The 11,010-nt window shown below is 62.3% G+C and carries 9 protein-coding genes; 1 reads left to right on the plus strand and 8 read right to left on the minus strand.

Going from position 1 to position 11,010, the window contains the following annotated elements; all coding sequences use genetic code 11:
- Positions 1-336 precede the first annotated feature (336 nt).
- The 8 genes from IB267_RS19225 to IB267_RS19260 form a co-directional block, all read right to left on the minus strand.
- Positions 337-1,233 (minus strand): LysR family transcriptional regulator, encoded by an 897-nt coding sequence (locus tag IB267_RS19225; protein WP_192449022.1) that lies wholly within the window; start codon positions 1,231-1,233, stop codon positions 337-339.
- A 57-nt stretch (positions 1,234-1,290) separates the two neighbouring features.
- The gene (locus IB267_RS19230; protein ID WP_192449023.1) at positions 1,291-2,823 is read right to left on the minus strand and encodes an ABC transporter ATP-binding protein; all 1,533 of its coding nucleotides are present in this window, start codon (positions 2,821-2,823) and stop codon (positions 1,291-1,293) included.
- Between the two features lie 5 nt (positions 2,824-2,828).
- The gene (locus IB267_RS19235; protein ID WP_043621653.1) at positions 2,829-3,761 is read right to left on the minus strand and encodes an ABC transporter permease; all 933 of its coding nucleotides are present in this window, start codon (positions 3,759-3,761) and stop codon (positions 2,829-2,831) included.
- Between the two features lie 79 nt (positions 3,762-3,840).
- Positions 3,841-4,935 carry an ABC transporter permease gene (locus tag IB267_RS19240; RefSeq protein WP_192449024.1) on the minus strand — a complete coding sequence of 365 codons (1,095 nt, stop codon included), beginning with the start codon at positions 4,933-4,935 and terminating at the stop codon, positions 3,841-3,843.
- Positions 4,936-5,005: 70 nt separating this feature from the next.
- The gene (locus tag IB267_RS19245; RefSeq protein ID WP_210335905.1) at positions 5,006-5,995 is read right to left on the minus strand and encodes a BMP family protein; all 990 of its coding nucleotides are present in this window, start codon (positions 5,993-5,995) and stop codon (positions 5,006-5,008) included.
- A 54-nt stretch (positions 5,996-6,049) separates the two neighbouring features.
- Entirely contained in the window at positions 6,050-7,345 is a 1,296-nt protein-coding gene (locus tag IB267_RS19250) for an amidohydrolase family protein (protein ID WP_192449025.1), read from the minus strand.
- 221 nt (positions 7,346-7,566) lie between these two features.
- Positions 7,567-8,355, minus strand: coding sequence for an aldolase (locus IB267_RS19255; protein WP_192449026.1), 789 nt, complete (start codon positions 8,353-8,355; stop codon positions 7,567-7,569).
- Positions 8,356-8,546: 191 nt separating this feature from the next.
- A complete protein-coding gene (locus IB267_RS19260; protein ID WP_192449027.1) occupies positions 8,547-9,443 on the minus strand; it encodes a LysR substrate-binding domain-containing protein in 897 nt (298 codons plus the stop codon).
- Positions 9,444-9,607: 164 nt separating this feature from the next.
- On the opposite strand from IB267_RS19260, the gene IB267_RS19265 reads away from it, so the two are divergent.
- Positions 9,608-10,999, plus strand: coding sequence for a nucleobase:cation symporter-2 family protein (locus tag IB267_RS19265; protein ID WP_192449028.1), 1,392 nt, complete (start codon positions 9,608-9,610; stop codon positions 10,997-10,999).
- Positions 11,000-11,010: the final 11 nt, after the last annotated feature.

An 11,010-nucleotide genomic window follows, 5' to 3' on the forward strand; every position in this document is an offset into this window, starting at 1 on the left:
CGTTCCGTAGCTAGGGCAGTTGCTGGCACTTCGAGATACGGCCGCGCGCGTCGCGCATCCGCGAACGGGTCTCGTCATCACAGGGAAACCTACCAATTGTTATATTTCAAGAAATATAACGATGGTCGAAAACGCCCGCCACAACGGGAAGCTCAGAATTCCCGCCCGGTTTTCGTCGCTGCTTCGTGCCGCGAACAGACGTGCAGGTCTGAAATGGAGCGCCGCCAAAAGGTTTTCTGGCAGCAATTGGCGTGAGTTCACCTGTTTGGGAATACGAGAAAGGCGCCTGGAAGGCGCCGTGCAGCTCTGGAACGGTCGGCCGTTACTCCAGGTTTCTCAAACCTGTTTCGCAACGCTGGCGATGAAGGCCGCTTTCAGATGCTCGGCGGCGGGCGAAAGGCTGTGGTGGCGCCGCTGAAGCAAAGAGACGTCACGCATGACGACGGGGTCAACGAGGTCGACTGTGGTGACCCCGACGGCCGAGGCGAGTTGTCCGGAGTTCTCCGGCAGCACTGAAACGCCCATTCCGGCGGCAATCATGCTGATCGCCGTCGTCGAAAAGCGGACCTCGTATTTCGGCCGATAGTTCGGCACGACGCGAATGAGGTTGTGCTCGACGATGTTGCGCAGCGGGTTGGAGGCGGCAAGGGTGATAAGCGTCTCGTCCTTGAGTTCGGCCCAGCGCACGGATTTGCGTTTGGCAAACCGGTGATCCTCGCGGCAGACAAGCATCAGTTTGTCGCGCAGAAGCGGAGTGGCGGCGATTTCGGGGTCTTCCTCCGAAAGGGTGCCGACGGCGATATCGACCTCGTGGCGCTTGAGCGCCGGGGTAATCTGCTCTTCAGGCATGTCGCGAATGTTGACGGAGATTTCCGGATACTTGTTCAGGAATCTGGCGATGATCGGGGGCACCACCGTTGCAGCAAGCACGATCGCAGCGGCGATCGTCACCTGGCCGCGCTTCAGCGAAGCGTTGTCGCGCACGTCGCCAACGGCAAGCTCGAGATCCTTCAGGATCTTGCGCGCCTGGGGCAGGAATTCCTGGCCGACCAGGGTGAGAGAGACCATGCGCGTGTGCCGGTCGAAGAGGCGCGCACCGATCTCCCGTTCCAGGTCCCGGATGAGGATGCTGACCGCAGACTGGGTGAGATGAAGGTTGCGTGCGGCGATGTTGAACTGTCCGAGTTCTGCCACGGCGATGAAGGCCCTGAGTTGCCGCAGGGTAATGTTCATGTACGCGCGGCCTCCCGTTATCTCATTCCCATAAAAGCCCGCCAGGCCTTGGCTTGTCTACCCCGCTAGTGCCGGTTGATCCTTGTTGCCGGCCATCAGCAGGCCGAGTTCGTCGAGACGCGTGCGGTCCGGCGGCATTTCGCCAAGGATCTCGCCATGGAACATCACGAGGATGCGGTCGCAGATCGCAAACAGCTCCTCGAGTTCCGTGGAGATCAGCAGGATGGCCCGGCCGCTGTCGCGCTGGCGCAGCATTTCCTCCATCACGAACTCCATCGCGCCGATATCGATGCCGCGCGCAAGCTGATTGACGAGGATGAAATCGGGGTCGCGCGCCAGTTCCCGCGCAACGACGAGCTTTTGCTGGTTCCCCCCCGAAAGTGCTGCGATCGGCTGGTTCTCGTCCCGGCACTTGACGCGAAACCGCTTGATCAGGTCGCGGGTGTGTTCGCCAATGACCCTGCGGTTGAGCATGCCGCCCGTCGCGAACGGCTTTTGGTCGTAGCGTTGGAGAATGGTGTTTTCACTCAGCGATAACGGCAGCACGATGCCGTGTTTGTGGCGGTCTTCCGGAATGTGGGAAAAGCGCCGGGCATTGATTTCGGCCGGGTCGAGCCCGGTTATGTCGTTTCCGTTGAGAATGACACGCCCGGCATCGACCGGCAGCAGGCCGGAGAGCGCCAGCGACAGTTCCGTCTGGCCATTGCCGGATACGCCGGCGATGCCGACGATTTCGCCGGCGCGCACATTTAGGCTTACACCGCGCACGGCTGGAAGGCCGGTCTCGGCGCGGCAGGTGAGGTTCTCCACTGAAAGCACGATACGGCCGGGAGGTTTGGGGCTGCGCGGCAGCTCCATGCGGACGTCACGACCGACCATCATGCGCGCGAGCTCACGCGCATTCGTCTCCCCGACCTTAACCGTGTTGACGACGCGCCCGTCACGCATGACGCTGATGCGATTGCTGACCCGCATCACCTCGTCCAGCTTGTGCGAAATGAAGACGACGGTCTTACCGTCCTTCACGAGATCGCCCATCAGGGACAGGAGACGGTCGGTCTCCTGTGGCGTGAGAACGGCGGTCGGCTCGTCAAGGATGAGCAGATCGATACCGTGAAACAGCACTTTCAAGATTTCCACTCGCAGCTGCTCGCCGACGGAGAGGTCTTCGACGATTGCGTCGGGACGTACGTCGAGGGCGTAGCGCTCGGAAAGGGCGCGGATCTTTCGGTGGACCTTGTCGATATCGGATATGACGCTGAACGCTGAACCCTGGCCGAGGATGTAGTTTTCCGCGACCGTCAGGTTCGGCACCAACATGAAGTGCTGGTGCACCATGCCGATGCGCTGGCGGATCGCGTCGCGCGGGCTTGCGAACCGCACCGATTGCCCCTTGTAGATGATCTCGCCCTCATCCGGCCGGACCATGCCGCATATCATGCTCATCAGCACGCTCTTGCCGGCACCGTTTTCGCCGAGCAGCGAATGGATCTCGCCTTCCTCGATTTCGAGCGAAACACCATCGCTGGCGACGATCGGGCCGAAACGTTTGCGGATATTGTCGATGCGCAGGAACGGTTTTTTCGACATGTCGATCACCTCATCTCGTAGGGCTGGCCAAGCTTGCTGGGTGCGGCGCCCTTGCCGCGGAAGGCGACCAGCGTGACGATCGTCATGATGTAGGGAAGCGCCTGGAGCACCTGGTAGGGCACGACGACGGATGCCTGTGCCTGGAGCATGAGCTGCAGCGCGTAGAACAGGCCGAAGAGCAACGAAACGAAGAAGGCGCCGATCGGCGACCAGCGGGCAAAGACCACGACGGCGAGGGCGATGAAGCCGCGGCCGGAGGTGATGCCTTCGACGAACTGGTTGGAATGGCCGAGCGTCAGGAACGCACCTCCGAGCCCCGCAAGCCCTGTGCCAACGAGCACGGCGCCATAGCGGTAGCCAACGACGCTGCGACCGGCGACGTCGACGGCCTTCGGGTGCTCGCCGACGGCGCGGAGCGTCAGGCCGAACGAGGTGCGGTAAAGCACCAGGGTGGCGAGGATGGCGACAAGCACGGTGGAATAGACGATGAGGTTTTGGCGGAAGAACGCCTCGCCGAGAAAGGGCAGGTCGCTCAGCCAGGGAATGTGGACCGGCTGGGCGATCTCGATGCCCTTGCCGGTCGAAACGTAATAGGTGCGGAAGAGAAAAGCCGTCAGCCCCATCCCGAGCAGGTTGAGGGCCGCGCCAACGACGATCTGGTCCGCCTTGATGGTGATCGTGAAGAAGGCGAAGACGAGCCCGAACAACATGCCGCCGGCAACCCCGGCCAAAAGCCCGAGCGGAATGTTGCCGGTGGCCGCGGCCGCGGCGAAGCCTGAGAAGGCGCCGACCAGCATCGTGCCTTCGAGACCGATATTGAGCACGCCCGCCCGCTCGGAAAAGACCTCGCCGATCGAGGCGAAGATCAGCGGGGTGGCAAGCCGCCAGGCGGCGCCGACGAGCGTCGCGAGAAAGGTGAGAGAAATCATGTCGTCCATGGGGTCGACCCTCCAGGAATGTCGCCAAAGTTTTGTTTTCCCGCGGGCGGTCTGCAGCCACATGGGAGTTTCCATGCTTTCAAGCCACTGTCCTGAGGATGTCGCGCAGCTTTGCGAAGGCGACGACCGAGAGGATGACGATGCCCTGAATGACCAGCACCAGGACCTGCGGGACCTGTGAGGTGATCTGGAGGACTTCCGAGCCGGAGCGAAGCGTCGCAAAAAGCCCGCCAGACAGGATCGCCGCCAACGGATTGTTACCCGCCAGGAGCGCCACAGCGATGCCCTCGAAGCCATAGCCCGGCGAAATGTTCTGGTAGAGCCGACGTGTGACGCCCGCCACCTCGAAGGCGCCGGCAAGACCCGCCATCGCGCCGCTGATGCACATCGCGATCATTATGTTTCGGGCGACGTTCATGCCGGCGTAGCGGGCGGCATGCGGGTTGAGACCGACGACGCGCAGCGCAAAGCCGCGGCTGCTTCTCCGCAGGAAAATGTAGAGCGCAACCGCCAGAACCACCGCGACGAGGATGCCGATGTGAAGCCTGAGGTCGGTCACCAGGCGTGGCGTCCAGGCTTCGCGCACCAGCCTTGCCGATTGCGGATAGGCGGCACTCGCGTCGCGCATCGGGCCGGTGACGAGATAGCTCGTCAAGATGAGCGCGATGTAGTTGAGCATGATCGTGGTGACGATCTCGCTCGCCTGAAAGCGCACCTTCAGATAGCCAGCAATGCCAGCCCAGACGGCGCCCGCCAATGCGCCGGCCAACATCACCAGCGGCGCGTGCACCCAGACGGAAAGACCGTCGATGGTGGTGCCCACGAGCGTTGCGGCGATCGCGCCGACATAGAGCTGGCCTTCGGCGCCGATGTTCCAGATCGAACAGCGGAACGCGACGCAGAGCCCCGCGCCGATCAGGATCAACGGCGTGGCCTTTAGGAGAATTTCTCCGACCGAGCGCATGTCCTGGAACGAGCCGAAGACCATGACGGTGACGACGTCGCTGCCATTGAAGCCGTTCAGCCAGAGGAGGAGCGCGCCGAAGGCGAGCGCGACGAGAACCGCCGCGATGGGTGTCAGGGCACTGATCGCAGCCTGCGAAAGTGTCCTGTAGAAAGCTTGGGCTGCTTGAGAATTCACGGTCTCACGCACTCCCTGGTTTATCTCAGCCATGGGTGTGTCCGGATATTGGTGTGACGCGGGAAGGGCTGCGGCCGGAACTCCTGCCGCAGCATGGAGGCAGCTATTGGCCGCCGGTATTGATCTCGCCAGAGGCGATCTTGGCGCTGATCGCCTTTACCTCGGCGCGAACATCCTCCGGCACGGAGACCGGGCCGTCGTCGCGGAAGGTGAACGAGATGACCTTCGGATCCTTCAGGCCGAAGACCACGTTCTCCGTCGGCGGATTGCCGCCCTTGATCGCGCGGACGACTTCGACCACGCCTTGTGCATAGTCGGCGACGTAGAGCCCCAGGATATTGTTGGGCGCAACCTCGGTAAAGTCGCTGAAGATCGAGAAGGAGCGCACGTCCGGGCCGGATTCGGCAATCGCCTGGTAGCCGCCGACGGTTGCGCCCGAAGCGTTCGGCACGACGAAGTCAGCACCTTGCGAAATCATGCTGAGCGCCGCTTCCTTGGCGGCCGTCGTATCGGTGAAGTTGCCGATATAGGCTTCGCTGATCGGGAAGTTCGGATTGACGCTTTTTGCGCCGTTCTTGAAGCCGGCGAAAGCCTGCTGGATCGGCGGGATTTCCATGCCGCCGACAAGGCCCGCCTTGCCGCCCATTTTCGCAGCGATCACGCCCATCAGGTAGAAGGGCTGGCTGGTATCGGTGTTGAGCCCGATGACGTTGCCTTCATGGATCGCACTCGACGAAATCAGGAAATAGGTGTCCGGATAATCGACTGCGACGTCCCGTGCGGCGTCCTGGAATTCGAAGCCGTGCCCGAGGATGACCTTGTAGCCCTGGCTGGCATAGTCGCGAAACGCCTTCTCGAACGAGGCCGGGTTCTGCTGCAGTTCGACATAGCTGATCTTGGCGCCAAGCTGCTCTTCCACGCCCTTGAGCGCATTGTAGCCGATCCGGTTCCATCCCTCCTCGGAAACGCTACCGGGCACCAGCAGGCCCATCTTGAAGTCTTCGGCTCGTGCGTGGTCCAGCCAAAGCGTTCCGGCAAGGGCCAGTCCGAGTGTGGACGCAAGCAGTGAACGACGCGAAATATCGATAATCATTTCATTCCTCCCATTAGATTGAAGTCCCAATCCCCCCGGAGCAGCCGTTCCCTTTTATGCGTCCTCCTTCAGGCGGATGTTTTCTGTGGCGCTGTGCGAGACAAGGCGCCCATTCGAGAAGACGAAAGCCCGATCCGGCCCGCCGGCAACCAGCGTGTCGGTATCGATGCAGTCGGTAATGACGAAGTCGGCGCGCGCGCCGGGTCTGAAACCGTAGTCCTTGCCAAGCCCCATCAGCCGGGCAGGGGCCGCGGTGATCATGTTGTGCGCGGCGGCGAGCTCGTCTCCGCGCAGATGGCCGGCAAGCAGTGTCCAGCGGGCGATTTCCAGCATGTCGCCCGAACCGGTCGGGACGAACGGATCCTGGATGTTGTCCGACGCTGTGGCGATGGTGATGCCGGCGCGGTAGAGTTCGGCGACACGCGTCACTCCGCGCGGCGGCAGAACGTCGTAGTCGCGGCCCTGCAGATAGAGGTTTGCGGCCGGCAGCGTCACGACGCCGACGTCCAGTTTCTTCAGACGCTCCGCTATTCGAAGGAAATCGCGGCGCGGCAGGGCGCTCAGCACCGAGACGTGGCTGAAGACGCAGCGCCCCTGCATGCCGAAGCGCTCGACGCGATCGAGTGCGGCATCGAGAAGATGAACGCCGGCATTGAGGTGTTCGTCGAGATGCAGGTCGATCGGCTTGCCGGATTTCACAGCGGCGGAAAACAGGATGTCGAGGTAGCGCGGCGGGTCCTCGGAAACGGCGGGCGTTCCGCCGACGGCGTCGGCAAGGGCCACGGCGCCGTCGATGCTCTTGCCGAGCCATTCGAAGTCCTGGCCCGGATGCGGCGTCATGAAGGCGACGAGCTGAAGCGTGATGCGGTGCTTTTCGGCATCGCGAATGGCGGCCAGCGTCTCGATGCCATGAAAACCGGCATCCTTATCGACGTTGATGTGGCTGCGGATCGCGGTCGTGCCGCGGGAAAGACATCGCCCGATCGTGCGCGTCGCGCGCTTGTGAATGTCGTCGGGGCCAGCGGTGCGGGCGTATTTCGCAAAGGCTTCGCGGGCGCCCTGGAGGGTGCCGGAGGGATTGGGCGTAAACCGTAGCACACCGGTCTTGTCGAGATGCTGGTGCGCGTCGACGAAGCCAGGCGAAACGAGCATGTCGGAGATGTCTATGCAGGCGCCGCAGGAACCGGTGTCGAGAAAGGGCTCGACGACTGTGATCCGCCCGTCGGCGCCGACGATGATGTCGCTTACCGACTGCGTGCCGTCATCGTTTATGACGGTTCCGCCCTTAAGAGCAAAGGACTGACCGGGGATCAGTCTTGCGAGCAACGCAGCTGGATTTTCTCGTGCCATGTCGTCCCCACCTTGTTGTTATGGCGGAAAACTAAGCACGCGCTTTTAATTCAAACAAATTCATTATTTCAATTGTTTGATAAATGGATCGCAATAATTGCCGACGGCAAGGCAACGCTCGAACATGGCCAGCCTCACGGAAAGAGGCGCCTGATCAACTGGTTGAGCGGCAATCTGGCACGGGCCGATGCGATCGGCTTTGGCATCGGCCCGGTTCGCAGTCAGTGCCTGTATTGCGGTTCCTCGGCATCGAGTTGCCGGCGAATGGCGGCAAGATGGGCCCGTGCAGACTCGGGGTCGCCTTCGCGCATCTGCCGATACGCGGCCTCGGCGATCTCAGGGTCGACCGGCAGGACGTCGCGGCCGGTAGACATTGCAAGCACCTGCACCTCGGCGGCGCGCTCCAGATAGTAGAGATCGTCCCAGGCTTCGGCGATGTTCGGCGCCAGGACCAGCACGCCGTGGTGTTTCAGAAAGACGATATCGGCGTCGCCTGCTGCGGCGGCAATACGAGCGCCTTCCCGATGATCGAGGGCAAGGCCGTTGTAGTTTTCATCGACAGCGGTGCGACCGTAGAATTTCAGCGCCGTCTGGCCCGCCCAGATCAAGGGCGCGCCCTCGGTCATGGACAACGCGGTCGCATAGGGCATGTGCGTGTGGAAGGCGACCTTGGCGCGCCGCAGCCGTCGGTGGATTTCGGCATGGATGTAAAAAGCCGTCGCCTCCGGCTCACCTTCACCGTCGATGACGGTGCCGTTGAAATCGCATACCAGCAGTCTTGATGCCGTCAGCTCGCGAAAGGCATAGCCGTAGGGGTTGACGATGAAGAGGTCGTCATGGCCTGGCACGACAGCGGAAAAATGGTTGCAGATGCCCTCCTCGAAACCGTTGCGCGCCGCCATGCGGAAGCAGGCAGCCAGATCTTCCTTGGTGCTGCGGATCGCGTCGGTGGAAAGATCAGGCCGGTTGGACCGTGCCGTTTCGCTACTGCTCTTCAGGGAATGGGCCATAAATGCTCCTGGTTTGGCTTGAGCTGGGAGCGGCGGCTGGCGGAAAGCCTGCCGCGCGCAGCGAATGCTGCGCCCTGCCTGCCCGCGGTCTCGCGGTCCAGCAGCGCGCCCAGATAACGCCGGAAAATGCGCGTGGTCAAACAGCGCGGCGTCGCGCCTGCGGGCAAGGCGCCCGGTTTCTTCGCAGATGACTAGTGTACTGATTTCAGCAGGAAGTCGCGAAACCGTCGGGCAGCGGGAGACAGCGAGCGTGTCCGCTTCTGGATCAGACTGACCTCACGCTTGATGTGCGGTTCGGTCGGCGTGCGCACCACGAGGCCCATGGACGTTGCGAGCCGTGTGACCGCGGACGTCATGATCGCGACGCCGAGCCCGCCCTCAACCATGCCGATAATCGTCAGCGGCAAGGCTACCTCCTGCATCGCCTTGTCAAACGGCAGCACGATACCGTTGCGCGCCAGCTCGCTTTCGAGCCGGTCCCTGATCGGATTGCCGCGGTGCGGGCCGATCAGCTTGCGGTCGACGAGATCGGTCCAACGAATTTCACGCAGTCTGACCAAAGGGTCCTCCGGGTGAAGGACGATGAGGAATTCGTCGGTCGTCAGCCGGGTGCCCATCAGTTCGGTATCGTCCTCCGGTACGGTTCCGATGCCAAGGTCCACCGAACTGTTGGTCACCTGTTCCAGCACCGCGATCTCCGCGACATCGTGGAGGGCGACTGCGATGTCGGGATAGAGCCTTGTAAAGGCGTTGACGAGCTGCGGCAGCATCAATGCCGCCTGCACGGTGCCGGCTGCGATCGAGACCTTGCCACGTCTCAGCGCGTTCAGTTCGCGCGAGCTTTCCACCATGCCATCGATGTCGGCGACGGCACGCGCGGCAACCGGCAGGATGTCCATGCCCGCCTGCGTGAGGCGCAGAAGGCGGGTATGCCTGTCGAACAGGCGCAGCTTCAGATTCTGTTCCAGCTGACGCACCAGGGTGCTCACCGCCGACTGCGAGGAGCCGAGCCTGTCGGCGGCCAAAGTGAACTGCCCCAGATTGGCGACGGTGACGAAGGCGCGAAGCTGCTTCAGCGTAATGTCCATGCCGATCCATTCATTCAATTACTATATGAATAAATATGATTATGCCGATTGTTTGCTGATTTGGCCAGCCGCATGATCCGTGTTGTACGGCGTGCGGTGACAAGATCATGAGGCCGAAGTTGCCCTCCCACCGCGCCGGAAGCTGTTCGCTGGGAGGAAAGCGAATGCATAACCCCGATACGACTGATCCTGTCGAAAGAACCTACCCAATCCCGAGTTTAATGGCCCTTGGCCTGCAGCATGTTCTCGTCATGTATGCCGGAGCGGTCGCCGTGCCGCTGATCGTCGGCAGCGCACTTCAATTGCCCAAGGAACAGATCGCGATGCTCGTCAGCGCGGATCTCTTCTGTTGTGGCATCGTCACCCTCATCCAGGCGCTCGGCATCTGGAACATCGGCATTCGCCTGCCGATCATGATGGGGATTTCGTTCACCGCCGTGCCCTCGATCATCGCGACGGGCACCAATCCCGATCTCGGCATGCCGGGCGTCATCGGCGCTGTCATCGGATCCGGGGTGTTCACGATCCTGGTTGCCCCGTTCTTCGGCCGCTGGGTGCGGTTCTTCCCGCCTGTCGTCACCGGCACGGTCATGCTGGTTATCGGCCTCTCGCTGATGCGCGTCGGGGTAAATTGGGCGGCGGGTGGCCAGCCGATGATCAAGGGGCCTGACGGCATGATCCCGAACCCTGCCTATGGCGCACCCTTCGCGCTCGCCGTGGCCGCGATCGTGCTCATGTCGATCCTGCTTCTCACCCGCGTTCTCAAGGGCTTTATGGCCAATCTTGCGGTCCTGATCGGGATCGGGATCGGCTTTCTGGTTGCGATCACCGCCGGCAAGGTGGATTTCCACGGTGTTGCCGAGGCCGATTGGGTGCGCATCATTCACCCGCTCGCCTTCGGCTGGCCGATCTTCGAGTTCTGGTCGATCCTGTCGCTCTGTGCGGTCATGACGGTCATGATGATCGAATCGACCGGCCAGTTCCTGGCTGTCGGCGACATGGCCGGACGCAAGATCACCGAGGCCGAGCTCACTCGGGGCCTGCGAACCGATGGTGTCGGCAACATTATCGGCGGCCTGCTCAACACCTTCACCTACACGACCTACGCGCAGAATGTCGGGCTGCTGCAGATCACCGGCGTGCTCAGCCGCTTCGTGGTGGCGGCCGGCGGCGCCATCCTGGTCCTGCTCGGCTCGCTGCCGAAGGTTGCCTTCGTCAGCGCATCGATCCCGAGCTATGTCGTCGGCGGTGCCGCAATCGTGATGTTCGGCATGGTGTCGGCGACGGGCGTGAAGATCCTGTCGAAGGTCGACTTCGTCGCCAATCGTCGCAACCTCTACATCGTCGCCGTCAGCGTCGGCCTCGCCATGGTACCGGTCGTTGCCGAGAACATTTTCGACCAGCTGCCGGCAGCGCTCGAGAAGTTCCTGCATAGCGGCGTGCTCGTAGGCACCTTCGCGGCGGCACTGCTCAACATCCTCTTCAACGGTGTCCCCGCCCGGGAGCCGGTGGAGGCGGAACTCGCCGAAGGTGCGCCTGCCGCCGACCCGGCCTAGAGGCTCACATC

The sequence above is a fragment of the Ensifer sp. ENS09 genome (assembly GCF_014852425.1).
Taxonomy (GTDB): Bacteria; Pseudomonadota; Alphaproteobacteria; order Rhizobiales; family Rhizobiaceae; genus Ensifer.